Raw genomic sequence first — 24,113 nt, 5'->3', positions numbered from 1 at the left:
ATATAAATACAAAAATTTTATATATATTTATTTATATTACACACTAAACTTGAAAAACCTAACTCCCTATGTTTAATAGCAATCAAAAATCGAAAGGTGACAGCAAGTCCATGTTGCCAACATCAACGGTTAATATTATAGGCAATGGCACTTCTATCCAGGGCGACATTGTATGTGAAGGCGATATCAGAATTGACGGGCAGGTGAATGGCCTGGTATCTACCAAAGCTAAGATAGTGGTAGGGCCTGAGGGTGAAATCACCGGTGACCTGGTATGTCAGAGCGCTGACATCCTGGGCAGGGTAACAGGAATTATCAAGGTAGAAGAATTATTATTTCTGAAAGGGAATGCATTAGTAAAGGGCGATGTATACACCGCTCATTTTGAAATGGAGCCTTCTGCTAAGTTCAATGGCCGTTGCTACATGGACGATCAGCAGCCGGCAGACAACCAGAAACATGGAAAAACCGTCCTCCAGGAAGCAGAATAACCGAAATCTTCTCTTACGATATGCCGGATTAGCCTTCCAGATGATGGCTACGCTGGGTTTGGGAGTATTTGCGGGATATAAACTAGACCAATGGATTGGCTGGCGGTTCCCGGTATTCCTGATCATTTTTTCTTTAATTGCTTTAGCCATACTTTTGTGGCAAATTATAAAAGACACCCGACGGCATGAGTGATAGATTTTTTATACGGTTATTCGCAGTTTTTGGAATTCTAAACGGACTTATTATCATATTCAAACCCAGGTTGCTGGACCTCGGCACACATGTGAATGTGCTGATGGCCGGTAACCTGATCATGGCTATTATCTCCCTGGTGTCTTATATTATGAGCCGCCGGGGACTCGCTTCTTCCAACCACAATGCATTTATCAGGGCCGTTTATGGCTCTACGCTCAGCAAACTTTTTCTTTGCGTCATTGGTATAGCTGCTTACGTGCTTATTTATAAGCCCAATGTGAGTAAGCTCACCATTTTCATGCTGTTGTTCCTGTACCTGGTGTATACTGTATTTGAAACAATCAGCCTTTTCCGGCTGACAAGGCTAAAAAAATAATCTATTTGAAAAAAGAGGCGCCCTTAAATGCACTAGCGTCCTACTTACCGGAAGGGACTTTCGGACAGGTAATGGATTTTCTGAGTACCTATAAGGTACACCTGACGGTTACACGCGAACGGTCGAGTATACTCGGCGACTACCGTCATCCCGATGGGCAGGGCAAAGGACACCGGATCAGTGTAAACGGCTCCCTGAATAAATACGCTTTCCTGCTCACCCTGCTGCATGAAATTGCACACCTCACCACCTTTAATAAATACGCCAACCGCGTGGCGTCGCATGGCAAGGAATGGAAGCAGGAGTTCTCCTTTATTTTGCGCGACTTTGTAGGTAAAAGCCTGTTGCCACCCGATGTGGAAACTGCGGTGCGCCAAAGCATGGCCAATCCCGCTGCCAGCTCCTGCGCAGATGAAAACCTGATGCGGGTGCTGAAAAACTATGACCTGCAGAAAGAAAACCACTTTTTCGTGGAACAGGTTCCCTTAAATCAACTGTTTAAAACCAAAGACGGACGCGTATTCCGCAGAGGGGATAAAATAAGAAAACGCTACCGCTGTGAAGAGGTAGCGTCTAATAAATGGTTTCTTTTTAGCCCGGTATACGAAGTGGAACTTATTTCCTAACTCTTCTCCCCTACATAATGCAATACCGGGAAAGCCATGGCGCGGTTGATCAGCTGGATTTCCAGCTGCAGGATGCCGGCTTCTGCTTTGGCCTGTAACTTAGGTGCATCATCGGTAGGTTTATGATAGTCGTCGTGACCACCGGTATGAAAAAACATCACCGGTATCCCACTTATGTAAAAATTATGATGATCGGAAGCGCCTTTCCCCGCTGCATCTGTAAAGTATTTAATGCCCGGTTGCTGTATATCTTTGAACACCGCAGGCCACTCTTCTGCGCTGCCATAGCCACCAATACCGATGCCTCTTTCCGGGTTGTAGCGGCCAATCATATCCATATTGAGCATGAAATGCACTTTATCCAGCGGCATCAGCGGATGTGCTGTGTAATATTTTGAACCCTGCAATCCCAGCTCTTCACCGCCGAAAGCGATAAAGAGGAAGTTAAAGGGCTCACGGCCCTGGTTCTTTACATAGTGCCGCGCCAGTTCCAGCAGGCCGGCTACGCCGGAAGCGTTATCATCTGCACCATTGTGGATTTCGCCGATGGGATACTTTCCGTCGAATAATGCGGCTGTTCCGAGGTGATCATAATGGGCGCCGATGATAATCGTACGTGCGGCGCCGTTATCAAGATACCCGATTACGTTCCTGCTGGGGATATCTTTATGTTCTTTCCGGGTGAAGATAAAATCCTGGAAGAAGCTGTTGCCATTTACCGGCTTCAGTCCCAGTTTTTTAAACTGTTTTGCCACGTAGTGGCTGGCTGTTTTCCCGCCCTTTTCTGCGGTGCCCCTGCCCTTCAGTTTGTCGGACGCCAGGTAGTTCACTATTCCCTGAATGCGTGCGGCATCAGGAATAGTGTCCTGTGCCTGTGCGGCGGTGATTGTACCGGCGGCGCACATCAATAAAAACCATCTCTTTATCATATCCGTTCAAAAATAGAGAAGGCTTCCTTAACGGGAAGCCTTCTGCGAAAAAATATTATTGAAATGTTCAGATTGTATTAATCCTACTTTTTCTTCTGTATGTCCTGCTGGCGTTTCTGGACTTCTTCCAGTTTCTCCTGCCACTTGGATTTACTCTTTGGTTTCTTTTTATTTTCCTGGATCTGTGCGTGAATTTTATCATGGTTGATGATAAACTTCTGGATCACAAACTGTAACAGGATACTGATCACGTTAGACAGGAAGTAGTAGAAGGTAAGTGCCGCAGCAAGGCGGTTGAAGATACCCAGCAACATTACCGGCATTACGTAAGGCATGTATTTCATTACCGGGTTGCTCTGATCGGTCATTCCACGGTTGTAGAACGCCAGGATCAAGCTGGTGATGGTCATGAGGATGGTGAACAAGCTCACGTGGTTGCCATAGAACGGTATGTTGAAGCCAAGGTTCAGGATAGAATCATAAGTAGACAAATCCTTTGCCCATAGGAAGCTTTCCTGGCGCAGCTCAATGGAAGACGGGAAGAAGCTGTACATCGCCACCAGGATAGGCAGCTGCAGCAATGCAGGTAAACATCCGCCCAGCGGGTTTACGCCTGCACTCTTGAACAGTTTCATTTGTTCCACACCAAATGCCTGCTGGTCGTCGCCATGCTTCGCTTTCAGTTCATCAATTTCAGGTTTCAGCACTTTCATTTTAGCCTGGGAAACATAGCTCTGGTAGGTAAAAGGAGCTATCAACAGGCGGATGAAGAGGGTGAGCAGGATAATGATGATACCATAGTTGCTGATAAATCCGCTGAGGAAGTTAAACACCGGGATAATGATAAAGATGTTCACATACTTCACAAAAGCAAAGATACCGGTGCCCAGCGGGATGATCTTCTGCAGGCCGATATCAAAAGATTTCAGTGTTTTATAGTGGTTGGGACCATAATAGATTTCAATCGGGAAGGAGAAATCATTGGTACGGCTATACGGAATCTGTATAGTGCTGAATGTTTGTCCTACAATATTAGGGCTTACCGGCACTTTCGTGTTTACATCCACGTTAGTGAACAGTTCCTTTTTGGCGATCAGGGTGGTATTGAAGAACTGCTGTTTTACGCTCACCCATTTCAGTTTGTTTTCCAGTTTTTCATGACTGGTGCGGCTGAGGGTGAAGTAATCATGTTTATCATTTTCCAGCATATAATGCACCTGGTTGTTCAGGCGCTCATTTTCAAGATCGTGTTCCTGTTTGTCTTCCTGGCTGTTCCACTGGAGGCTCAGGTAGTTCTGGTTGCCTGGCAGTAAGCCTTGCATACCAACCGCGTGAATGGTATAATCCACTACATAGCTGCCTGGTTTCAGGGAATAGATAAATTCCAGGTAAGAAGCCGGGTTATTGGTATTAAGACGGTATGCGATTGTTTTTACGCCACCTGCGCCTTCCTGGGGTTGGCCAGCGGTGAAGAACAGATCCGCGCTGTTCAGCATTTTTGTTAAGCTGGCAGGCACTTCTACTGAAAGGCGGTTAAAAGAGCCCTCCACGAGCATCAGCGGACCACCATCGTAAGTTTTGTATTTTTTCAGTTGTACACTTGCCGGTTGGCCACCTTTATTGGAAAAAGTGATCTTTACCACATCGTTTTCCAGTACTGTGTTCTGCATGTTGCCGGTGGCAGCAGCGGCAAATACACCAAATTCGCCGTTTAACAGCGCCTGGTGGGCTGAATCCAGCTGGCCTCCTGCGGCGGCTGCAGCAAGGCTGACAGTATCTGCTAAAGGTGTTTTAGGCTTGTTAAGCTCTGCGATGGAATCTTGCCTGGCTTTTTCCCTTGCGGCTCCTGCCTGTTGTTTCTGGTTGAAGAATATATATCCTACCAACAAAACGCCCAACAGTAAAAACCCAATGACCGAATTTCTATCCATGAAATGCAATTAAAATTTAGGCAGCAAAGGTAAGCAGGATTTTATGAATTGACCATGCTTTTTAGGTGAAACCCCTGTTAAATGCGGTCAAAATAATAAATAAGTAAAGAAAATGCGTATTATGTTGAGGATCAGAGCGGGTTTTGTCTTTCTCGCTGATTACGCTGATTTTATTGATTAAGGGATTTGAACACTTTTGATTTTAAAAGATTTGGGGAGATAGAAGCGGATATGCTTATGTCTCCCCAAATCTTTTAAAATCACCGGTAAATATAAGGGAGATAAGAGCGATATATCCGCTTCTATCTCCCCAAATCTTTTAAAATCAAAAGTGTTCAAATCCGGTTAATCAATAAAATCAGCGTAATCAGCGGGAAAGACAACCTCCGCGCAGGTTACTTCGCGATGGTTTCTTCCATTTTGGCTTTGCCGTTCTTGGCTTCTGCGTATTGTTTGGCGGCCTTAATAAAGGACACGAAAACGGGCGCCGGGCTTTCCACGGTGCTTTTCAGTTCCGGGTGGAATTGTACGCCCACGAAGAACGGATGGGTAGGCAGTTCGATGATTTCAACAAGACCGCTTTCCGGGTTTTTACCGGAAAGAACGAGGCCCGCGTCTTCAAACTGCTGGAGGAAGTCGTTATTGAACTCGTAGCGATGGCGGTGTCTTTCACTGATGCTGGTGCCACCATATATTTCGGCTGCTTTGGTGCCTGGTGTGAGTTGACAGGCATAAGCGCCCAAACGCATGGTACCACCTTTAGCCGTTACTTTCTTCTGCTCTTCCATGAGGTTGATCACCGGGTGAGCGGTGTCAGGATTCATTTCCACGGAGTGTGCATCTTTCCAGCCGAGTACGTTACGGGCATATTCCACTACGCTCATCTGCATTCCCAGGCAGATACCAAAGAAAGGCAGCTGATTTTCACGGGCATACTGGATGGCGATGATCTTTCCTTCAATGCCGCGGTGACCGAAGCCCGGAGCTACCAGGAGCCCGTCGAGGTTCTTCAGCTTTTCACATACATTTTCAGGTGTAATATGTTCTGAGTGGATATTTTGTACCACTACTTTGCATTCGTTCAGGGAGCCGGCATGTATAAATGACTCCAGGATAGATTTGTAGGCATCCTGTAATTCCACGTATTTACCGATCAAACCGATGGTAACTTTGGATTTAGGATATTTCAGTTTATCCAGGAATTCACGCCATTTAACCAGTTCAGGTTCTTTTTCCACAGGTAAGCCCAGTCTTTTCAGTACAGAAACATCAAGTTTCTCACGCATCATTTCCAGCGGTACTTCATAGATGGTAGGAACGTCGTTAGCTTCGATCACGGCATCTACCTGTACATTACAGAACAGGGCGATTTTCTTTTTCAGATCGCGGTACAGTGGTTCTTCTGTACGGCAAACGATGATATCCGGGTGCACGCCATATTCGCTCAGCAGGCGTACAGAGTGTTGCGTAGGTTTGGTTTTCAGCTCTTTAGCTGCACGCAGGTACGGGATCAGTGTAAGATGCACTACCAGGCAATCTTCTTCGCCCAGTTCCCATTGCAACTGGCGAACCGCCTCAATGTAAGGGAGTGATTCAATATCACCCACGGTGCCCCCAAGTTCTGTAATAACGATATCGAATTTGCCATCTTTGCCAAGCAGGAGGATACGGCGTTTGATTTCGTCCGTAATGTGAGGGATTACCTGTACGGTTTTACCGAGATAGGCTCCTTCCCTTTCCTTGTTAATTACTGTCTGGTAAATACGGCCGGTGGTAACATTATTGGCCTGAGACGTGGGCGTATTCAAAAAACGTTCGTAGTGTCCGAGATCCAGATCGGTTTCTGCGCCATCTTCCGTTACATAACATTCACCATGTTCATAAGGGTTTAACGTACCCGGATCCACATTGATATATGGATCAAATTTCTGAATAGTCACTCTAAAGCCGCGTGCCTGCAATAATTTTGCAAGGGAAGCTGCTATAATTCCTTTACCCAAAGAAGATGTAACACCTCCTGTAACGAAGATATATTTTGCCATAAAACTAAAATTCTGCTAAGAATACTTGACCTATAAACGGGGAAGTGCCGGACTGCGTTTGGTGTAAAACCGATCAAGTAAACTACTTCCGAAGGTCATGCAAAGTTACACAAATTTGCGTCGCTCCCAAGTTTTTTACGGCAGCGCTTTATTTGTTTGTTAATTTTTTGGAGATAATATTCAGCTCTCATCACTTATCTACAGGGCGTTTTAAAGAATTTTCAAGTACCGGAAATTATTTGTTAAAAACCTTTATCCGCCAACGCTGTTCTGTAAATGCGTACGCGACTATAAATATATAAACAGTAAATTTGCGTCCGAAATACATAAAAGATGACTTTAACGCCAAAGAGAGCCCAAGACTCGCTGATACAGATGACCGAACTGGTTTTACCGAATGATACCAATACCTTCGGTAACCTCATGGGAGGCCGTTTGATGTACTGGATGGACATTGCCGCGGCACTTGCCTGCATGAAACACTGCAGCGCACCCGTAGTAACTGCTTCTGTAGATAATATATCTTTCGAAAATCCCATTAAACTGGGAAACGTGGTACATATTGAATCTAAAGTAAGCCGGGCCTTCAATACTTCCATGGAAGTACACATGAGAGTTTGGGGAGAAGACCCGGTACAGCAGTACCGCTATAAATCCAACGAAGCTTTCATGACCTTTGTAGCCCTGGACCCCAACGGCAACTCCCGGCCGGTACCTGGCATCCTTACCGACACAGAAGAAGAAAAAAAGTTATATGAAGGCGCCTTACGCCGCCGTCAGCTGCGCCTGATCCTGGGAGGCAAAATGAAACCCGAAGATGCGGATGAGCTGAAAGCCCTGTTCTTTGAGAAGATATAAGCGTAGGTTGTCTTACTCAGGATTAAACTTATTACACTGATTACGCTGATTTGATCACTTTTGATTTTAAAAGATTTGGGGAGATATAAGCGGATATTTTCGCCTATATCTCCCCAATCTTTTAAAAAATCTAAAAAACAAAATCAACTTAATCAATAAAATCGGTGTAATCCTGAGAAAGACAACCTACGCTTATATCTCCCCAAATCTTTTAAAATCAAAAGTGATCAAATCAGCGTAATCAGTGTAATAAGTTTAATCCTGAGTAAGACAACCTACGCGACAAACTACGCTTCCCCTTCCCACTCTTTGTAAAACCGCTCCAGGAATGCTTCCATAAAAGCGTGTCTTTCTTCGGCCAGCTTTTTACCGGTGGAGGTGTTCATCCGGTCTTTCAGCAGCAGTAATTTCTCGTAGAAATGTGTGATGGTGGGAGCGCTGCTGTTTTTATATTCCTCTTTTGTCATCTGCATATTGGGCTTTAGGGCGGGGTCGTAGAGCGACCTGTTTTTGAAACCGCCGTAATTAAAAGCCCTGGCGATGCCGATGGCGCCAATAGCGTCGAGCCGGTCCGCATCCTGTACCACGGCTAACTCTGCAGAGAAAAATGTTTTTTCCTGGTTGCCTCCTTTAAAAGAAATGTGACGGATAATATTCTCTACCTGTGTGATGATGCCGGCTGGTACTTCCAGTGATTGCAGGAAAGCCACTGCTTTTGCCGGGCCTATATTTTCATCGCCGTTATGAAATTTTGAGTCCGCAATATCGTGTAACAGGGCGCCCAGTTCTACTACCAGCATATCGGCTGTTTCGGTGGCGGCAATATGTTTTGCCTGTTGCCATACCCTGTAAATATGCCACCAGTCGTGGCCTCCTTCTGCTCCTGCTAATTCCGTTTTTACAAAATCCACCGTTGCGGTGATGATCTGACCGTGAGTTATCATAGGTGCAATGATATTAATTTTTGTGAAGACGATGGAGGAAAACAATACGGTTCTTGTGAACGTTATGTAAGTATGTTACAGGTTAAACGGATATACGAAGATTATGCAGATACCGATGGCTACCGCATCCTGGTAGACCGGCTCTGGCCGAGGGGTATTTCAAAAGAGCGGGCCCATATTGATGAATGGGCAAAAGAAATCGCTCCCAGCAACGAACTGCGCGAATGGTTTAACCATGACCCGGCGCGGTTTGCTGAGTTCAAAACAAAATATAAACATGAATTACAGGAGAAAAAAGAGTTGCTGGCCGGTATTAAAAAGAAGGCGCAACATCAGCGGGTAACATTGCTGTACGGGGCTAAAGACGAAACACACAACCAGGCACAGGTGCTGCTGGAGTTGTTGAAAAAATAATTACACACCTTCACTTTCGGGCTTCACCAGCACCTCGGTAATGCTGTTCAGCTTTTTTACTTTGCTGGCAAAATCACCGGTCAGTTTTTCGCGGATCAGCGATAATTTGTTTAATACTTCATCGAGGGTATCCGGGATAGCTTCCTGCAGCACCTGTTTCAGGCGTTTGGCAATGGTGGGTGATTTACCATTGGTAGAAATAGCGATCTTCAGATTTCCCTTTTTTACGATAGAGCCCAGGTAAAAATCACAAAGCTCGGGGGTATCAGCTACATTGATCAGCACTTTGCTGCCTTTGGCTTTTTCCCACACGTAATAATTAAAGTCCTTGTTGTTGGTAGCTGCTATTACCAGGTCTTTCCCCAGCAGGTCGCCACATGAAAATGATTTCTGAACAAGGGTAATATTGGGATACTGGTGTGTTAACGCCTCCAGTTCAGGCAAAAAATCCAACGACACTACTGTAATGGTTGCATCTGCGCAATTTTCCAGCATGGCATTGGCTTTTTCCAGTCCGATATTACCACCACCCACAACGAGTACATGCAGGCGGTGTAATTTGAAAAACACCGGGAATAAATGATTTTCTTCCATTATACGGCAATTTTTAGTTCCTCTGACACCTTGTTCTTCAAGGCCTGGAAAGCTTCATGGAAGCTCACCACTTCGCCTATCACCAGAACGGCAGGATTATGCAGATCGTGCGTAGCGGCTATTTCCAACAGATCGGCCACGTTGCCCACTCCCATTTTCTGGGTTGGCAAAGTACCATTCTGGATAATAGCAGCGGGGGTTTCCCCTTTTCCTGCTGCGCTGTAGATCCCTGCAATTTCTGCCAGCTTGCTCATCCCCATCAGTATGATGACCGTGGTATTGGCCCTGATGGCGTGATCCAGATCGCGGGATAAATTCCCGTTCTGTGTGTTACCGGTGATCACCCAAAACCCTTCACTTACGTTGCGTGCAGTGACCGGAATTTTGTTGACGCCTGGTACAGAGATCGCGCTGGAAATACCGGGAATCACTTCCGCGGTAATTCCAAACTGCTGAGCAAAGGCAATTTCCTCCTGGCCACGGCCGAAAACAAAGGAGTCGCCTCCTTTTAAGCGGACAACGCTGCCATAAGTTAATGCATATTTTACAATCATCCTGTTTATTTCGTCCTGTGAATATACATGCATTCCTGCACGTTTACCCACAAAACGACGGAGGCAGTTAGCCGGCGCATGGTCCAGCAGTTCATTGCTGGACAATGCGTCATAAAGGATTACCCTGGCGTTTTGAATAGCCTTTAACCCTTTAACAGTGATCAATTCCGGATCACCTGGGCCTGCACCTATCAATGTGAGTTTGGGTTGTATCTTTTGCATGAGTGGTCGTGTTTTTGATAAATAAATAACTAAGCCTGCACCAGTTCGCTGGCTCTCTGACGGTATACCTGTGCAGCATTGTAGAATGACTGCGCCTGCTGGAAATAGGTTTTTGCAAAACTTTCCGTAGGCTCGTTACCGTTAATCTGCAGCACTACTGTTTTAAAATCAGGCTCAAAGCTGAATTTACCGGTAGCCACAAAATGTTTATCGAAATCGTTCATGATACCGATCTGCGTATTACCGCTGACGGCTTCACCGAGTAACAGTGCTTTTGCGCCCTGTACAAAGGAAGAATAAGCGTGATAAATTCCATCTGAGTAGGCGCCTTTAATAATAGCGGCACTGCTCAGTTCCAGTTTTTCTTCTGCTTCCAGCAGCAGCGTAGCCACCAGGTCGATGATTACACCGGCGCATTCGCCCACACCGATAGCTGTAGCGTAGTCCTGTGCCTGTCCCCAGTCGATAAAGTCACCCGCGGTGAGGGAGCTGAGATCTGCCAGTGGTTTCAGCAGTTCGTAGAAATACTTTTCACCTTTACGGTCGTAGTACTCGTTGAACAGTTCATTTTCCTGGGCATTGATTTCATAGTCGTGCAGCAGGCTGCGTAACACATCCGGGCCACGACGGCTTGGTACCTTAATTACCTTATCGGCAACGCGGCCTGCGCCATCGCCTACAATACCGCCACCGAGCAGTACCTGCAGGGCGGGAAGTACTTTACCGGCGCTCTTCATGGAACTGCCGTGGAAACCGATGCTGGCAATACCGTGCTGACCGCAGGAGTTCATACATCCGCTGATCTTTATTTTGATGTCTTTGTTATAAACGAGATCCGGGAATTCGTCGGTGATCACATCTTCCAGTACTTTGGCGATGCCGGTGCTGCTGGAGATGCCGAGGTTGCAGGTATCGGTACCGGGGCATGCAGTGATATCCGCGATGCTGTCGAATCCGGGATCTGCAAAGCCTGCTTCTTCCAGTACGCTGAAAACGTACGGGAGATTTGCCGGCAGGATGTATTTCAGTAACAGGCCCTGGTTGGCGGTTACACGTACATCGTCGGCTATTACGGGGCGCAGTGCTTCGATGAGTTTGCGGCTGATAGCTGAACCGATGTTACCCAATGTTATTTTAACGTAAGCCGCGAAATATCCTTTTTGTTTTTGCTCAAAGGTGTTGGTGGCTTTCCAGGCTTCGTATTTCTTTGGATCTTTTATGCTGTAAGCCGGTGTGGGTGCTGCGGGAGGCGGTGTTGTTGCCTGCCAGGCGTCTGCATCTACCGGTACGCTTTTTACTTTTATGGCTTTGTATTCTTCTTTAATGAGGCGCTCAAATTCTTCCATTCCAATTTTCTGGATAAGGAATTTCATGCGGGCTTTGTTCCTGCTGGTTCTTTCGCCGTAGCGGTCGAACACGCGCAGTACGTTTTCGATATATGGAATGAGCTGATCTGTTTCGAGGAACTCGTATACCACTTTAGCGAGAAAGGGTTGTGCGCCCAAACCGCCGCCTACCAATACTTTGAAGCCACGTACTTCTTTACCGTCGATGATCTTTACTTTGGGGATCATGCCAAAGTCGTGCATAAATGACCAGGCTGTATCTTTTTCAGAAGAGGAGAAAGAGATTTTTATTTTGCGGCCCATTTCCTGGCTCACCGGGTTACGCAGGAAATAGCGGAAGGTGGCATCGGCGTATGGCGTAACGTCAAATGGTTCATCCGGATCAATACCGGCGCGGTCTGATGCGGTGACGTTGCGAACGGTGTTACCGCAGGCTTCGCGGATGGTGATGCCATCCTGTTCCAGTTTAGACCATAATTCGGGGGTTCTGTCGAGGCTCACGTAGTGGATCTGTACATCCTGGCGGGTAGTCAGGTGCAGATTACTGGTGGCATATTCATCTGAAATTTCGGTAATGCGGTGCCATTGTTTCAGGGTCATTTTACCGTATGGCAATTTGATACGGATCATTTGCACACCGGGCTGACGCTGACCGTAAATACCTCTGGCCAGGCGGAGGCTGCGGAACTTTTCGTCTGACACGGCGCCTTCGCGGAACAGGCGGATCTTCTTCTCCAGGTCTATAATATCTTGTTCAACGATTGGATTTTCTAGTTCTGTTCTGAAGCTTTGCATAAAAAGTATTTTCAGTGGTGGTAAAGCAATTATTTAATTCTGGTTTGGGGGTGTTGGTCGTTTTTATATAAAAAAGCCCCCGGATTGTTAGCGGAGGCCTCGTATAATGTTGATTTACAGTAAGATGATCACTGACTTTTCATATTACACGCGCCTCATGGGTGTTGATGAACAACAACTGTTTCTGCGACAATTCCTTCTATCATTACCCATATTCCCTATAATTTTAGTAGAGTAATACAAAGATATAAATGCAGGGCATCTTTCCAAAACTTTTTTCAACATTCAATAAGGCTCCAAAAAGGGGGGAAATTAGCGGAGGCCGCAGGTTTGCAGCGGGCAGGCGGCGTAAACGCCGGTCTGGGACGGATTGGCGGAGAACAGCCTGCCTGGTTACCGCAGCAGTGCGATAACCAAAGTTTATGGCGTATAACTTATTGTTATGGGATAACGCGTACCGGTATGCTGGTACGGGGTTAAGGGGAAGCATCCCCGGCGTATACCGGAAGTAAAGGTGGACTTGAAGCCCAAATGCAGGCTGGGAAACAGTTAGTGGCTTACTGCGATCTCCCCGCATAACTTCTTATCTTTGCCGCGCATAAATGGAAAACATATGATAGATACGGTAATATTTGATATGGATGGCCTGTTGATCGATTCAGAACCTTTGTGGGGCATCGCCATGCGGGAGGTGTTTGCAACGGTGGGAGTAAACCTTTCGCCGGAGCTGACGCATCTGACCACGGGGCTTCGCACCAAGGAAGTGGTGAGTTACTGGCATAATTACTATAAATGGGAAGGGAAGAGTGCAGAGCAGGTAGTAAATGAAATTATTGACAGCGTAATACAAAAAATTATAGCGGAGGGCCATCCTATGGAGGGGTTGTCCTATATCCTTCAATATTTCCGGGAGAAAGGGTTCAAAATGGGGCTGGCTTCTTCTTCCCCGCTGCGCCTGATTAATGCGGCACTGGAGCATTTGCAGATAAAAGACGCTTTCCAGGCGGTGTATTCTGCTGAGTTTGAGGACTATGGGAAGCCGCATCCGGCGGTGTACCTGGCCTGCGCCAAAGCATTGGGCAGTGATCCGCTGGATTGTATCGCCTTTGAGGATTCCGTAACGGGTATGACTGCTGCCAAGGCGGCGCGGATGACTACGGTGGTGGTACCGGAAGCGCATAACCGGCATGATCCGCGGTATGCGTTGGCTAATATGAAACTGGACAGTTTGCTGGAATTCAATGATGCGAAGCTGTCGTTGCTGATGAAGTAAAGACCGGTAACTATTATAAAAAAAATCCCGCTCCGATGTTACTCGAAGCGGGATTTATTATTTAATGAAACCGGATCTTATTGCGCGCTTTTTTCTTCGCCGCCTTCAGATTGTTTCAGTTTTTCTCTCAGTTCAGCTAAAGCGCCGAGATCACCTAAAGTGGCTTTCTCAACTTTACCCTGGATGTTTTTCACAGCCTTACGGGTTTTGTCAGCTTCTTCTCTCTTCTCTTTCACTACAGCCTGTTTTTCTTCCGCCTGTGCTTTTTCCCAAACTCTGGTATGAGAAACCAGGATACGTTTTTCGCTGCGATCGAATTCGATGATCATGAATTCTTTCACGTCTTCCACGTTGATTGGTTTTTCATCTTCAGTTCTGAGGTGACGTGCAGGAGCGTAAGCTTCCAGACCGTACTGCAGTTGAACCGTAGCACCTTTATCATCTTTCTTCACAACGGTACCTTCGTGTACGGAGTTGATCGGGAAGATAGTTTCAAAAGTGTTCCATGGATCTTCTTCGATCTGTTTGTGACCGAGGCTCAGTTTACGGTTGTCTTTATCAATACCCAGGATTACTACATCTATTTCGTTACCTACTTTAGTGTATTCAGATGGGTGGTTGAAACGTTTGATCCAGCTCAGGTCAGAGATGTGGATCATTCCACCGATACCAGTTTCCAGTTCAACGAATACGCCATAAGGAGTGATGTTTTTCACGATACCTTTGTGACGGCTTTCAACCGGGAATTTAGTTTCGATAGTAGACCATGGATCTTCTGTCAGTTGCTTGATAGACAGGCTCATTTTGCGTTCTTCCTTGCTCAGGGTAACTACAACGGCTTCGTATTCTTCTCCTAATTTGAAGAATTCCTTAGCGTTGATTGGCGTAGAAGCCCATGAGATTTCAGATACGTGAACCAGACCTTCCACACCTGGCATGATTTCCAGGAATGCACCGTAGTCTTCAATGTTTACAACTTTACCTTTTACTTTAGCACCTTCGGTGATAGTAGCTGGCAAAGTATCCCACGGATGCGGGGTCAGTTGTTTGTAGCCGAGGCTTATGCGACGTTTTTCGTCATCGAAGTCAAGCACAACAACGTTGATTTTCTGATCCATCTGCAGCACTTCGCTCGGATGGGAGATACGGCCCCAGCTGATATCTGTGATATACAGCAAGCCGTCCAGACCACCCAGGTCGATGAACGCACCGAAGTCGGTGATATTTTTGATGGTACCTTCCAGCACCTGGCCTTTTTCCAGTTTGCTGATGATATCCACTCTCTGTTGTTCGATATCGCTTTCGATGAGCGCTTTGTGGGAAACAACGGCGTTGCGGATGGTTTCGTTTACTTTCACCACCTTGAATTCCATTGTTTTGCCTACAAACTGGTCGTAATCTGTAACTGGTTTCACATCGATCTGAGAACCCGGCAGGAATGTTTCCATACCATATACATCTACGATCAGGCCGCCTTTGGTTTTGCTGGTAACGGTACCAGTAACCACTTCGCCTGTTTTGTAAACTTCCACGATTTTTTCCCATGCACGTTTCTGGCGAGCCTGTTTACGGCTCAGGTGCAGGTTACCATCGCGGTCTTCTTTTTCTACTACCAGCACTTCCACTTCATCACCGATCTTCAGACCTGGTAAATCACGGAATTCGTTCAGAGAAATCAAACCATCAGATTTGAATCCGATGTTGATCACTACATCTGTGTTGGTTAATCCTACAACAGTACCAGTCAGCAGGCTGTTTTCTTCAAACACCTTGAAAGTGCTGTCGTAAGTAACATCGTACTTTTCTTTTTCCTCTTTGCTGTAAGAAGAAACGTTACGTTTGTCAACGCTCCAGTCAAAATCGTCGTGTGCCGTTTCAACTTTTGCTACAGGTGCCTTTGGTGTCGCTGTTTCAACCACAGCAGCTTCTGCTTGTGGAGCCTGTTGTTCAGCGTTTTGTTCGTTAGAAATGTTGTTTTCGCTCATAAAAAATTAAAATTTTACCCGGAATACCCGGATACCCTGTTTTATGGGACGGCAAAAATACGAAAAAATACCCGTTTATACGTATTTTTATTGAAGAAAATCACCTTCCGCTGCGGTATTGGCTGGTCTTCTCAGATATTTTTTAATTGCATTATTAATAATCTTACTACGACGAAAAATTAAACTGCGTAAACGGCATTTTTTTTGCCGCAGGAAGAACCAGTATCCGGATTAATTGTTGTTAACAGGTGCAGGAGAGATGATATTCATTAGCAGTGAACAGGCTTACTTTTCGTGCTTTCAAAATGTTAATTACTATTATTTAATCCCGGATTTTATTTTAATTTGTGTATATGAACGGGACCTCATTTCAATCGGATATTCGCTACTGGCTCAGGCAGGGAAACACAGTTAACTATTTGCTTTTCTGGAATATCGTCATCTTCCTGGGATTAAATATACTGCGTCTTATTGCGTTCCTGACCAAGCAGCCCACTCCTTTTGAATGGACCTATGATCAGCTGGCCATGAATGTTCCGCTCAGCGCATTTATACTAAAGCCCTGGGGGCTGATCACTTACATGTTTACACATGTTGGCATCTTCCACGCCCTCTTCAATATGATCAACCTTTACTGGTTTGGTAACCTGTTCCGGGATTTCCTGGGAAATAAGCGGGTACTCCCCCTTTATTTGCTCGGAGGTATTGCCGGCGGTTTATTGTACCTGCTGAGTGCCAGTCTTTTTCCGGGCTTCGTAGGTACCACTATGGTGGGCGCTTCGGCTGCCATCATGTGTATCCTGGTGGCAGCGGCTACCCTGATGCCCAATTTTGAAATTGGCCTGATGTTCCTGGGCAGCGTGAAACTGAAATGGCTGGCGATGGCCCTGGTGATACTGGGATTGATCTCTATTCCGGATGGTAACATCGGCGGCCTGATTTCACACATGGGCGGTTCCCTGCTGGGCTTCCTCTATATACGCACCCTGCAGGCAGGTACTGACCTCTGCCAGCCCCTGATATGGTTATTTGATTTCAACAACCGCCGCCAGCAACGGCCGACCCGTAAATTCAAACCCAAGAAATCACCGCTAAAGGTGGTGAAAAAAGCCGAAGACAGGGACCCTTCCAGGTTAGACCAACTCCTGGATAAGATCAATGAAAAAGGCTATAATAGCCTCAGCGCCGAAGAAAAAGCGTGGCTGGACAAAGTGAGCAAAGAAAACTGATTAACTTTGTCCTTCAATTTTCTGCCATTTAACACATGAAAACATTTAACGTTCCGGTTATATATCGCAGTCCGCTGATCAGCGCCATCAAAAACCAGCGCAAGCAGCAGGACCGCATGAAAAAGGACTTCACGCCCACCGAGCTGGATTTTGGTCCGCTCCGGATTTTACTGGCCCGGCACTTCGGGTTCTGTTATGGTGTGGAAAACGCCATCGAAATTGCCTTCAAAACCGTGGATGAAAACCCGGGCAAACGGATCTTCCTGCTCAGTGAAATGATTCACAACCCGCATGTAAACAACGACCTGCTTGACCGCGGCGTGCAGTTTATTATGGATACCGCCGGCCATCAGCTGGTTCCCTGGGAAAGCCTGCAAACAGATGATATCGTGATCATCCCCGCATTTGGCACTACCCTGGAAACCGAGCGGCAGCTGGCCTCCCTGGGTATTGAACCACTGAAATACAATACCACCTGTCCTTTTGTGGAACGCGTATGGAACAAGGCGGAACAGATTGGTAAGAAAAACTATACGGTAATTGTACACGGCAAGCCAAAGCACGAAGAAACCAGGGCTACCTTTTCCCATAGCGCCTCCGGCACGCCTACCGTGGTAGTAAAAGATATTAAGGAAGCAGAGCTGTTGGCGGAGTTTATTACCGGTCAGCGTACCCCGGAAGAATTTAGCACCTTGTTCAAAGGACAATATTCACCCGGTTTTAACCCGGTTACCGATCTTCAACGGGTAGGCGTAGTGAACCAAACCACGATGCTGGCTACCGAAACGCAGACCATTGCCGATTACATCCGGCAGGTGATGATCACTCATTTCGGGCTCACAGAGGCCACCGCCGGCGAAAGGTTTGCCGATACCCGCGATACGCTCTGTTACGCCACCAATGATAACCAGACGGCCGTTACCGGCATGCTGCAGGAACCTGCCGACCTGGCTATTGTAGTGGGAGGCTATAACAGCTCTAATACTTCGCACCTCGTGGAACTGTGTGAAGAAAAGCTGCCTACTTTTTTTATCTCATCTCCCGAAAAAATACTATCCGCAAAGGCGATTAATCACTGGAACTTTCACCATAAAGAAGAGATTATTGCTGACAGCTTTTTACCGGAAAAAGAAAAGGTAACCATCCTGCTTACCAGCGGCGCTTCCTGTCCGGATGCCCTTGTGGAAGGCGTGATACGCCGGCTGCTTTCGTTTTACCAGCTGGAGCACAAGGCCGATGAAATGGCTATAATTGATTAAAAATATCTATCTGTACAAAACTGATTAAAATATCATAAAAGCAAAAAAGACACCACGTGGTGTCTTTTTTCTTTGGGGCTAATCACGCTAGTAATGCAGAGTATAAAATCTTTATATTGCGTTTATATTGAAATCGTAATTCAAAAGTAGTTTATCTCCAATATGCCTGCAATAGCCATTTATTATATGGTAGGTAATTAATTATAACTGGCATAAAAACGAATAAAATCGGAATACGCACTTCTGCAAATACGCTGTACATCCTCATTTAGAACTGCATCGCCTTTTTCAGGAACTCTGCTTTGCGTCTTCTGGACACTTCTACCTGTGTACCGTCGCTCATCAGAGCAAAGCCTCCTTCTCCCTGGATATACGATTGCATTTGCTGCATATTTATCAGGTGGGAATTATGTACCCGGAAGAAATCCACGTCAGATAGCAACTCTTCAAACTCTTTCAGGGGGCGGGATACCATGAGATTTTTCTTATCCGTAAAAAAGATGCGGGTATAGTTACCGGTAGATTCACAACGGACAATGTTCTGCACGGGCATAAACACCAGGCCGTTGATAGTGGGTAATGCAATTTTCTTGTGTGTTTGCTGTATTGTTTTCATGTTCTGCAAAAACACTTCCATTGGAGAAATGCCCTGGTCTTTCGGCCGGTTCAATTTCTTCTCCCTGCATTTTTCCAGGGCATCCTGCAATTCCTTTACACTAAAGGGTTTCAGCAGGTAGTCGAGCGCATTGAACTTAATTGCTTTTAAAGCATATTGTTCATAGGCTGTTGTGAAGATGACGTCGAAGTACACCTTTTCAAATAACTTCAACAGCTCAAATCCGTTCTGATAGGGCATTTCCACGTCGAGGAATACCAGATCCGGCTGCAATTCATCAATCATTTCCTTTGCTTCCCTTACACTTTTAGCCCAACCAATCACCTGTACACCTGGACATTTTTTTTGCAGCATCGTTTGTAGTGCATCAATGCAGTGTTGCTCATCATCAACGATGATAGCTTTTATTTCGCTCATACAAGTAGCTTTTGTTAGCTGTTAGCTATCAGCTGTTTTATGGTTTATCAGTGAGTAAGCTAAAATATAAATTCCGCAGGTAAAATTATAGTCACCTTTGTTCCGGTGGCCTTTCCGGTTTCATCTTCCAGGTCTGTTACCGTTACTTTTGCTTCCTTGTTATTAATCTTACGGATCAGGTCTATCCTGCCTTCCGTTACTTTCATGCCTACAGAATTATGTAGCCGTCCTTTCTTTTCTTTTATTTCCATTGCTTTTTTTCTGCCTATGCCGTTATCGGTGATCGTACATACCAGGCTTCTTTTTTCCAGTACAATTTCAATATCAAGGATTCCTTTTTCATCCGGGTGTTTATGCACGAGTCCATGCCAGATAGCGTTTTCCACATATGGTTGTAATATCATGGGGGGTATCAGTACTTCATCATCATTAATCTCGGCATCTATGAGGAACCGGTATTCAAAGATGCCGTTACAGCGTAATGATTCCAGGTCAAGATACAACCTTAATGATTCCAGTTCTTTATTTAGGGTAACAAAAGTGTGCTGGGTGTTATCGAGGATGAGGCGCATGAGCCGGGAAAACTTGGTCAGATAGTCGGATGCCTCTTCCTGGTTATTGCTCCAGATGTACCGGTGGATGGAGCTGAGGGAGTTAAAGATAAAGTGCGGATTCATCTGGGAGCGGAGCGACCGCAGTTCTAGCTGTAAGGTTCGTTTATTTGCCTTCAGGTTACGGTGACGGATATAGAACAAACCGCCCACGATGGCCATTAACAGGAATGCCGCCAGGAAAAAGGTGACCACCACATTGCGTTTAGTACGTAGCGCCGCTATTACTTTATCATGTTCCAGGTTACGGATCTGGTTATCTTTCCGGTCTACTTCGTAAATGGTTTGCATCTGGGCGAGGGCCATTGCCGACTTCTCATCCAGGATACTGTCTTTATACAACAGTGATTTATCGGTCGCTTCCAGTGATTTTTTAAAGTCACCGCTTTCTTTAAAGTCTGCTGCGAGTGCTTTATACGCATCCATCAGCATGGCTTTGAAGCCCCAGAAGGTGCTGATCTCGATAGATTGCAGCATGTTTTTCCTGGCTTCCTCGTGTTTCCCTTGTGCGCCCAGCAGTTTACCGATACTGAGATAGCTTTCCGCCACATGTACCTTATCGTCTACCCGGTCGTTTACTTCCAGTGCTTTTTTCAGGTAGTCCATGGCGGCGGTATAATCTTTCTTTTCCTTATAGGCGGCGCCGAGGGCATTGTAACATATTGCCATACCAATGGGGCGATCCATTTTCTGGTTGATGGCCAGGGAGCGTTTATAGTATTGGATGGCCAGGTCCAGCTTATTCTGGCCCTGGTATGCGTAACCGAGATTGCCGAGGTTAATGGCTACGCCCAGCTGGTTATCACTTTTCTCTTCCAGTTCGAGGGCGCGGTTAAAGTGGGTGATGGCATCCGCATATTTTTCTGTGGTGAGCTGTATATTCCCGATACTGTTGGTGGCCACGCAAACATTGCGGATGTCGTTGATCTTTTCGGCCAGTATGAGGGCTTTTACGTGGTAGTCGAATCCCTTCTGCAGTTTATCCTGCCGCCGGCAATCCACGCCGGCATTATTCAGGGAAAATACGATGAGGGAAGTGTCTTTTGCTTCTTCCGCAGCTTTGAGTGCTTTTTCGTGATAATCTTCCGCAACGATATACTGCGACTTATTTCTTTTTGCGGTTCCTAATTCGTTGTATGCCTGCGATAATCCTTTGGGATATTTGAGCTGTAGCGATAAGGTGAGCGCTTCCTGCCAGAAGGGATTTTCTATTTTATGCGATTCAAAGAAGCGATTGTTTACTCCGCCTTTTTTCAGCAGTAAAGACACTTTTCCGGTATCGGAAGGGAGCCGGCGAACAGAGTCGAGCAGGTTGTATATCCGCAGGGAGTCCTGGGCTATCGCCTCAAAACAGGCCCCCAGCAGGAGCAAGCATAAAAAACATACACCTTTTATAGACATTGGCTGGTCTGTGTGACTACACAATTTAAAAAAAGAATTACGAATAACGTGTAGCGATTTAAAGATATCCGGTTAAACGGGATATCGCTACAGTTCCACTGACAATCAAAGTGTTTAAAAAAGCGAAAGGGCGAAAGAATTCGCCCCTTCTTCCTATTAACCGAATACACCTACTGAAAACATGGAACGGCCATGGCGTACCACGCCATCCCACATTACCTTTAAATGCCTGCTGGCAGCGGTTATGCTCACGCAGACTCAATTTTATATTATAGCAACATTATAATCGGTTAATAGCAAAGGGTCCTTGTGGATATAGCTAGGATAAGACCTTTCCGGGAGCACGATATATGATAACGCGTCTTACGCACTTGTTCTTAATGTCTTATACAGTCGACAGCACTACATCAACAGCACGGACTTTTCCATACAAAAATTACCTAAGCAGTATTTTTCAGGGAGGATCAGGTTGGCTATGCATAAATGGTCAATAAAAGTTGACATCATTTGGGCATGAAAATAAAATTCTACTGGAAATTCGGGAGGATGTGGAAAAATTATCGGGTTGGTGACCAACAGGCCACATAACAAATGTATAAAAGAGTTTTAATAAAAGGAAATAATATTTTATGAGGAGTGCGCCATAATAGCATCTTCCACCCATTGCATCACCAGTTGAAGCTGGTCATCTAGGTTCAAGTGGCTGTTATCCAGGATGATAGCATCTTCTGCTTTGCGCAGCGGGCTTATTTCCCGGTTGGCATCGATATAATCTCTCAGTTCGAGGTTTTGTTTTACTTCTTCGAGGGTGATGTTCTTATTTTTCTCATACAGTTCCTTAAACCGGCGCTGCACGCGGATCGCGATGTCGGCGGTCATGAAGATCTTAAGTTCCGCATGGGGAAATACTACGGTACCGATGTCGCGGCCATCCATCACGATGCCTTTACGGGCGCCCATCTTCTTTTGCTGTGCTACGGCCAGATCACGGACTTCCTTTACAGCGGCTACCTCGCTCACTTTTTCAGCTACGATCATTTCACGGATCAGGTGTTCCACGTTTTCATTGTTGAGATACATTTCGCTGATGCCGGTGAGTGAGTTAGGAACAAAATCCAGGTGAACATCTTCCAGTGCAGTGGCCACGGCTTGATGCGACGTCCAGTCGATCCGGTTTTGAATAAAATAAAGGGTAATCGCACGATACATGGCACCACTGTCTATATAGGTATAGTTCAGCTTTTTAGCCAGTTGCTTGGCCAAAGTGCTTTTGCCACATGAAGAGTAGCCATCTATCGTGATGATTATTTTTTTCAAAACTATCTGTTTAAATGAATCGCCTATAGGGAAGAACCCTACAAAATTGGGGCAAATCTCCGAGAAAATCAAAACAAAAGGCTGGAATTTCCGGTTGGGGGAAATTCCGGCCTTTTACTGGGCTACTACTACCTTGCAGGTATAAGCCACTTTCATGGTGTCTTTGTGGTAGATCACAAGGAAGTAAACGCCTGACGGCAGATCTGAGATATTCACTTCGGCGTCCCTTCTTACTTCATACTGGCGCATTACCTGGCTCCAGGTATCGTGCAGCTGCATGAGCATATCGCCGCGGATACCGCGGATAGTGACTTTGAAGTTACCATTATTCGGATTCGGGAATACCTTGATCTGTACAAACGGAGGTACCGCGCGTATTTCAGAATAGGTGATTTTGCCGTTCCTGCCTATTGCCTTGATGCGGTAATAGGTCCAGTCGTCGTAATCATTCACATCCGGGAAGGTATAGCTCAAAGGTACGCTGCTATTGCCATTGACTGCTTTAGTTGGCAGCACGCCGATTTTAACGAATGCTTCCTGTCTTTCGTAGCGGCGTTCCACTTCAAATGTGGCATTATAAATTTCACGGCTGGTGGTCCAGTTTAGCTGCACCAATAACGGGGCAATCCTGTAGGCTTCAAAGCTGAGGAACATGACTGGTTTGGCGGAGCCTATCAATGCTGTTTTTGTGAAGTATTCGCTGGCGCCTAATGCATCGAAATGCCGGAGGTGCATGGTTGACGGTTGTACCATGGCCGTAGTGGTTAATGTACCGGGCAACGGCCTGTTGGCGATTACCGGTACGGCGTCCCATACGCCGCCAACGAAGCGGGTAATGAAGCTGCTGTCGCGCGAAGTAGCGTAGGCCGGCAGTTCGCTGACGTCCATGTGTTGCAGGATCACATCTACTTCTCCCCCACTATTATCTACCCGGCGGATATTCCAGGATTTGTTCACGAAGCTGTCGGGGTAAGCCCTGCCACCAGCCGCCACGGTAAATACGCTGTCGTATACACGCGCGCCTATCATATCTTTTGCGCCGGTGATGAGCACAGCGGCGGGTGAATAGCTGTAGTCATCCGTTCCTACCGGGAACACCACTTTTCCATTTGCATTGGTGATAGCGGCGCGGTACAGTAATCCGCCTGCTATTCCTTTCCCGGTAACCACATAGCGGTAGTCGCTGTAGCCGGTAATGGTACCGGGCGTTTTATCGCCTACCTGGAGGTTCCAGCCGTTGAGATAGATGCGTCCGCCCGCAAAATGAAGGTTATTCCTGATCTTCAGATCGCTGAAGTCTTCCAGCAGTAAGCCTGCCGGGTTATTGAGCTGCAGGTTTGGAAAGCTGGCGCCTGTTCCGGCAATAAAGCTGTAAGCGCCAAATATCCTTTGCTGACCGGCGCCGGAAAAGAGAAAGGTACCGCCGGTACCGGAAATGCCGTCTGCGCTTTCATCGGGCAGCGTAGCACCGTTGCCGTTAGTCCATAATTTGCTGAGGAAATAAAAGGTGGTATTGGGATTAGAGCCGAGGACACCGTTGTTTGTCATATCAGCGAAGATGCCTACGTTGGTATTGCCGGCGAGCCATACGGTAGCGCCGGCGGGGATGTAAACGCCTTGCTGGGCGGATGTGAAACCCACCAAAAACAAAAGGGATAATATCAGCAATAGTTTCTTCACCAATGTT

The 24,113-nt window shown here is 46.2% G+C and carries 21 protein-coding genes; 9 read left to right on the top strand and 12 right to left on the bottom strand.

Features of this window, described 5'->3' with window-relative positions; translation table 11 throughout:
• Nucleotides 1-68 precede the first annotated feature (68 nt).
• From AB6805_RS11990 to AB6805_RS11975, 4 genes are read left to right on the top strand one after another with little or no spacing between them, the layout of a single operon-like run.
• The gene (locus AB6805_RS11990) at nucleotides 69-491 is read left to right on the top strand and encodes a polymer-forming cytoskeletal protein (protein WP_370909666.1); all 423 of its coding nucleotides are present in this window, start codon (nucleotides 69-71) and stop codon (nucleotides 489-491) included.
• Nucleotides 412-684, top strand: a complete 273-nt coding sequence (locus tag AB6805_RS11985) for an AtpZ/AtpI family protein (protein WP_370909665.1) — start codon at nucleotides 412-414, stop codon at nucleotides 682-684. The genes AB6805_RS11990 and AB6805_RS11985 overlap by 80 nt, the downstream gene beginning before the upstream one ends.
• Nucleotides 677-1,063 (top strand): hypothetical protein, encoded by a 387-nt coding sequence (locus AB6805_RS11980; RefSeq protein WP_370909664.1) that lies wholly within the window; start codon nucleotides 677-679, stop codon nucleotides 1,061-1,063. The genes AB6805_RS11985 and AB6805_RS11980 overlap by 8 nt, the downstream gene beginning before the upstream one ends.
• 5 nt (nucleotides 1,064-1,068) lie before the next feature.
• Nucleotides 1,069-1,689 carry a SprT-like domain-containing protein gene (locus tag AB6805_RS11975; protein ID WP_370909663.1) on the top strand — a complete coding sequence of 207 codons (621 nt, stop codon included), beginning with the start codon at nucleotides 1,069-1,071 and terminating at the stop codon, nucleotides 1,687-1,689.
• Here AB6805_RS11975 and AB6805_RS11970 read toward each other — a convergent pair.
• The 3 genes from AB6805_RS11970 to AB6805_RS11960 form a co-directional block, all read right to left on the bottom strand.
• Complete coding sequence (locus AB6805_RS11970; RefSeq protein ID WP_370909662.1) at nucleotides 1,686-2,618, bottom strand: M20/M25/M40 family metallo-hydrolase; 933 nt, start codon at nucleotides 2,616-2,618, stop codon at nucleotides 1,686-1,688. The two genes, AB6805_RS11975 and AB6805_RS11970, sit on opposite strands and share 4 nt — an antisense overlap.
• Before the next feature lie 83 nt (nucleotides 2,619-2,701).
• Nucleotides 2,702-4,549, bottom strand: a complete 1,848-nt coding sequence (gene yidC, locus AB6805_RS11965) for a membrane protein insertase YidC (RefSeq protein WP_370909661.1) — start codon at nucleotides 4,547-4,549, stop codon at nucleotides 2,702-2,704.
• Nucleotides 4,550-4,944: 395 nt separating this feature from the next.
• A complete protein-coding gene (locus AB6805_RS11960; RefSeq protein WP_370909660.1) occupies nucleotides 4,945-6,591 on the bottom strand; it encodes a CTP synthase in 1,647 nt (548 codons plus the stop codon).
• A 333-nt stretch (nucleotides 6,592-6,924) separates the two neighbouring features.
• Here AB6805_RS11960 and AB6805_RS11955 point away from each other — a divergent pair, with 333 nt between their 5' ends.
• Nucleotides 6,925-7,449, top strand: coding sequence for an acyl-CoA thioesterase (locus tag AB6805_RS11955; protein ID WP_370909659.1), 525 nt, complete (start codon nucleotides 6,925-6,927; stop codon nucleotides 7,447-7,449).
• A 287-nt stretch (nucleotides 7,450-7,736) separates the two neighbouring features.
• On the opposite strand, the gene AB6805_RS11950 is transcribed toward AB6805_RS11955, so the two are convergent.
• The gene (locus tag AB6805_RS11950) at nucleotides 7,737-8,393 is read right to left on the bottom strand and encodes an HD domain-containing protein (protein WP_370909658.1); all 657 of its coding nucleotides are present in this window, start codon (nucleotides 8,391-8,393) and stop codon (nucleotides 7,737-7,739) included.
• Nucleotides 8,394-8,465: 72 nt separating this feature from the next.
• On the opposite strand from AB6805_RS11950, the gene AB6805_RS11945 reads away from it, so the two are divergent.
• Nucleotides 8,466-8,807 (top strand): DUF488 domain-containing protein, encoded by a 342-nt coding sequence (locus AB6805_RS11945; RefSeq protein ID WP_370909657.1) that lies wholly within the window; start codon nucleotides 8,466-8,468, stop codon nucleotides 8,805-8,807.
• Here AB6805_RS11945 and AB6805_RS11940 read toward each other — a convergent pair whose 3' ends face one another.
• Genes AB6805_RS11940 through AB6805_RS11930 form a run of 3 tightly spaced genes read right to left on the bottom strand, consistent with a single transcriptional unit; the run spans nucleotide 8,808 to nucleotide 12,318 of the window.
• Entirely contained in the window at nucleotides 8,808-9,401 is a 594-nt protein-coding gene (locus AB6805_RS11940; protein WP_370909656.1) for a bifunctional precorrin-2 dehydrogenase/sirohydrochlorin ferrochelatase, read from the bottom strand.
• On the bottom strand, nucleotides 9,401-10,177 hold the full coding sequence (gene cobA / locus AB6805_RS11935) for a uroporphyrinogen-III C-methyltransferase (RefSeq protein ID WP_370909655.1): 777 nt from the start codon (nucleotides 10,175-10,177) through the stop codon (nucleotides 9,401-9,403). The genes AB6805_RS11940 and cobA overlap by 1 nt, the downstream gene beginning before the upstream one ends.
• A gap of 29 nt (nucleotides 10,178-10,206) precedes the next feature.
• Nucleotides 10,207-12,318, bottom strand: coding sequence for a nitrite reductase (locus AB6805_RS11930; RefSeq protein WP_370909654.1), 2,112 nt, complete (start codon nucleotides 12,316-12,318; stop codon nucleotides 10,207-10,209).
• Between the two features lie 613 nt (nucleotides 12,319-12,931).
• On the opposite strand from AB6805_RS11930, the gene hxpB reads away from it, so the two are divergent.
• Entirely contained in the window at nucleotides 12,932-13,591 is a 660-nt protein-coding gene (hxpB, locus tag AB6805_RS11925; protein ID WP_370909653.1) for a hexitol phosphatase HxpB, read from the top strand.
• Nucleotides 13,592-13,668: 77 nt separating this feature from the next.
• Here the strand turns inward: hxpB and rpsA are convergent, their stop codons facing one another.
• On the bottom strand, nucleotides 13,669-15,576 hold the full coding sequence (gene rpsA / locus AB6805_RS11920; protein ID WP_370909652.1) for a 30S ribosomal protein S1: 1,908 nt from the start codon (nucleotides 15,574-15,576) through the stop codon (nucleotides 13,669-13,671).
• A gap of 353 nt (nucleotides 15,577-15,929) precedes the next feature.
• Here rpsA and AB6805_RS11915 point away from each other — a divergent pair, with 353 nt between their 5' ends.
• The gene (locus tag AB6805_RS11915) at nucleotides 15,930-16,805 is read left to right on the top strand and encodes a rhomboid family intramembrane serine protease (protein ID WP_370909651.1); all 876 of its coding nucleotides are present in this window, start codon (nucleotides 15,930-15,932) and stop codon (nucleotides 16,803-16,805) included.
• A gap of 35 nt (nucleotides 16,806-16,840) precedes the next feature.
• Nucleotides 16,841-18,064, top strand: a complete 1,224-nt coding sequence (locus tag AB6805_RS11910; protein WP_370909650.1) for a 4-hydroxy-3-methylbut-2-enyl diphosphate reductase — start codon at nucleotides 16,841-16,843, stop codon at nucleotides 18,062-18,064.
• 268 nt (nucleotides 18,065-18,332) lie between these two features.
• On the opposite strand, the gene AB6805_RS11905 is transcribed toward AB6805_RS11910, so the two are convergent.
• The 4 genes from AB6805_RS11905 to AB6805_RS11890 all read right to left on the bottom strand — a co-directional run bounded on the left by AB6805_RS11905 (nucleotide 18,333) and on the right by AB6805_RS11890 (nucleotide 24,106).
• Nucleotides 18,333-19,097, bottom strand: coding sequence for a LytR/AlgR family response regulator transcription factor (locus AB6805_RS11905; protein WP_370909649.1), 765 nt, complete (start codon nucleotides 19,095-19,097; stop codon nucleotides 18,333-18,335).
• A 59-nt stretch (nucleotides 19,098-19,156) separates the two neighbouring features.
• Nucleotides 19,157-21,109, bottom strand: coding sequence for a tetratricopeptide repeat protein (locus tag AB6805_RS11900; protein WP_370909648.1), 1,953 nt, complete (start codon nucleotides 21,107-21,109; stop codon nucleotides 19,157-19,159).
• Nucleotides 21,110-21,736: 627 nt separating this feature from the next.
• On the bottom strand, nucleotides 21,737-22,426 hold the full coding sequence (gene cmk / locus AB6805_RS11895) for a (d)CMP kinase (protein WP_370909647.1): 690 nt from the start codon (nucleotides 22,424-22,426) through the stop codon (nucleotides 21,737-21,739).
• A 114-nt stretch (nucleotides 22,427-22,540) separates the two neighbouring features.
• Nucleotides 22,541-24,106 (bottom strand): T9SS type A sorting domain-containing protein, encoded by a 1,566-nt coding sequence (locus tag AB6805_RS11890; protein ID WP_370909646.1) that lies wholly within the window; start codon nucleotides 24,104-24,106, stop codon nucleotides 22,541-22,543.
• Between the last annotated feature and the right edge of the window lie 7 nt (nucleotides 24,107-24,113).

It is taken from the genome of Chitinophaga sp. RCC_12, assembly GCF_041360695.1.
Taxonomy (GTDB): Bacteria; Bacteroidota; Bacteroidia; order Chitinophagales; family Chitinophagaceae; genus Chitinophaga.
The sequence above is the reverse complement of the archived record's forward strand: the minus strand, read 5'-3'. Positions and strand labels throughout refer to the sequence as shown.

Bases quoted from the DNA above. Each gene is read 5' to 3' on its own strand.
- AB6805_RS11970 (WP_370909662.1), bottom strand. From the start codon at position 2,618: ATGATAAAGAGATGGTTTTTATTGATGTGCGCCGCCGGTACAATCACC.
- hxpB (WP_370909653.1), top strand. From the start codon at position 12,932: ATGATAGATACGGTAATATTTGATATGGATGGCCTGTTGATCGATTCA.
- AB6805_RS11915 (WP_370909651.1), top strand. From the start codon at position 15,930: ATGAACGGGACCTCATTTCAATCGGATATTCGCTACTGGCTCAGGCAG.
- AB6805_RS11990 (WP_370909666.1), top strand. From the start codon at position 69: ATGTTTAATAGCAATCAAAAATCGAAAGGTGACAGCAAGTCCATGTTG.
- AB6805_RS11945 (WP_370909657.1), top strand. From the start codon at position 8,466: ATGTTACAGGTTAAACGGATATACGAAGATTATGCAGATACCGATGGC.
- AB6805_RS11940 (WP_370909656.1), bottom strand. From the start codon at position 9,401: ATGGAAGAAAATCATTTATTCCCGGTGTTTTTCAAATTACACCGCCTG.
- yidC (WP_370909661.1), bottom strand. From the start codon at position 4,549: ATGGATAGAAATTCGGTCATTGGGTTTTTACTGTTGGGCGTTTTGTTG.
- AB6805_RS11900 (WP_370909648.1), bottom strand. From the start codon at position 21,109: ATGTCTATAAAAGGTGTATGTTTTTTATGCTTGCTCCTGCTGGGGGCC.
- AB6805_RS11985 (WP_370909665.1), top strand. From the start codon at position 412: ATGGCCGTTGCTACATGGACGATCAGCAGCCGGCAGACAACCAGAAAC.
- AB6805_RS11950 (WP_370909658.1), bottom strand. From the start codon at position 8,393: ATGATAACTCACGGTCAGATCATCACCGCAACGGTGGATTTTGTAAAA.
- cobA (WP_370909655.1), bottom strand. From the start codon at position 10,177: ATGCAAAAGATACAACCCAAACTCACATTGATAGGTGCAGGCCCAGGT.
- AB6805_RS11980 (WP_370909664.1), top strand. From the start codon at position 677: ATGAGTGATAGATTTTTTATACGGTTATTCGCAGTTTTTGGAATTCTA.
- AB6805_RS11905 (WP_370909649.1), bottom strand. From the start codon at position 19,097: ATGAGCGAAATAAAAGCTATCATCGTTGATGATGAGCAACACTGCATT.
- AB6805_RS11960 (WP_370909660.1), bottom strand. From the start codon at position 6,591: ATGGCAAAATATATCTTCGTTACAGGAGGTGTTACATCTTCTTTGGGT.
- AB6805_RS11910 (WP_370909650.1), top strand. From the start codon at position 16,841: ATGAAAACATTTAACGTTCCGGTTATATATCGCAGTCCGCTGATCAGC.
- rpsA (WP_370909652.1), bottom strand. From the start codon at position 15,576: ATGAGCGAAAACAACATTTCTAACGAACAAAACGCTGAACAACAGGCT.
- AB6805_RS11930 (WP_370909654.1), bottom strand. From the start codon at position 12,318: ATGCAAAGCTTCAGAACAGAACTAGAAAATCCAATCGTTGAACAAGAT.
- AB6805_RS11955 (WP_370909659.1), top strand. From the start codon at position 6,925: ATGACTTTAACGCCAAAGAGAGCCCAAGACTCGCTGATACAGATGACC.